The sequence below is a fragment of the Vibrio sp. D173a genome (genome assembly GCF_030248475.1).
In genome coordinates this window covers 1-1,120 of sequence record NZ_JAHGAH010001142.1, presented here as the reverse complement: position 1 = coordinate 1,120, position 1,120 = coordinate 1, and the positions used below count along the sequence as shown (strand labels likewise).

General features: G+C 47.2%; 2 protein-coding genes. Both read left to right on the top strand.

Going from position 1 to position 1,120, the window contains the following annotated elements:
• The coding region (locus KIV40_RS31870; protein ID WP_285353329.1) for a hypothetical protein at positions 1 to 221 on the top strand (221 nt) is incomplete at its 5' end.
• A complete protein-coding gene (locus tag KIV40_RS31865; protein ID WP_285353327.1) occupies positions 199 to 957 on the top strand; it encodes an EAL domain-containing protein in 759 nt (252 codons plus the stop codon). The genes KIV40_RS31870 and KIV40_RS31865, both read left to right, overlap by 23 nt.
• The last annotated feature ends 163 nt before the right edge of the window (positions 958 to 1,120 follow it).

The following is a 1,120-nucleotide window of genomic DNA, read 5'->3' as shown; positions in this document are numbered from 1 at the left end:
CCGGTGTGGCGATGTACCCGTACGATGGTATCGAAGTCGATGAGCTACTGACTAAGGCCGACATCGTGCTTTACAAGGCGAAAGATAGCCAGAAAGGCGAGGCCGTCTTTTATGATGAGGTGATCAACAAGCAAGTCACCTATGACTTCCGTGTTGAAGAGCAGCTGAAACTGGCGTTAAAAAAACAGAGAGATCAGCGTGGTTTACCAACCGCAGGTTGATTCAAAGACGCAAAAGGTGAGAGGGGTTGAAGCACTGTGTCGTTGGAACAATGCTGAGCTCGGCTTTGTTTCACCGCTAGACTTTATTCCTGCTGCAGAACGTCTTGGTTTAATACAAGAGCTAGGAGAGTATGTACTGCAGCAAGCGTGTGAAGATACGCTGCTGCTTATGCCAAATGGGCCAGATGCCATCGGTGTCTCGGTTAATGTTTCACCCAAGCAAGTATTAGAGAGCGGCTTTGCAGAGAGGGTTGAACACTTAGTGAGTGCAACAGGGCTATCAGCGAGTCGTGTGACCTTAGAGATCACGGAAAACATACTGATTAAAGACCTCCATATTGTCGAGCCGGTACTCAGACAGTTGCGAGAGCTTGGTTTTGGGATTTCGCTTGACGATTTTGGTACCGGATTCTCATCACTCAATTATCTAAACACCTTACCAGTCAGTGAGATCAAAATTGACCGCTCGTTTATTGGTAAGCTCAATACTAGCCAGCACAGCGCAACCTTGGTCAGAGCGATTATTGATATTGGCAACTCATGTCAGATGAAAGTGGTGGCAGAGGGCGTTGAGACCGATGAACAGATGGCTAAGCTGCAGCAATATGAGTGTGACTTATTGCAAGGCTTCTATTTCGATAAGCCGCTGCCCGTAGCAGGATTAATGGCGACTTATTTTCCAAAGTCGCCACAACGTGCTCGCAACGTTAGCGAGCACGCAGAGGCTTGTATATAGAAGCTTCTAGATACATAGAGCTGATTAGCTGTCATGTTAGGGATTACTAACTTGTACGCTCAGGTCGACTGTAGAGGTAACCTTGGTGCAAGTTGTAGCCTAATTGGCACAGTATGTATTGCTGCCTGCGTGTATCGACACCTTCGTAGATCACGGTCATGTT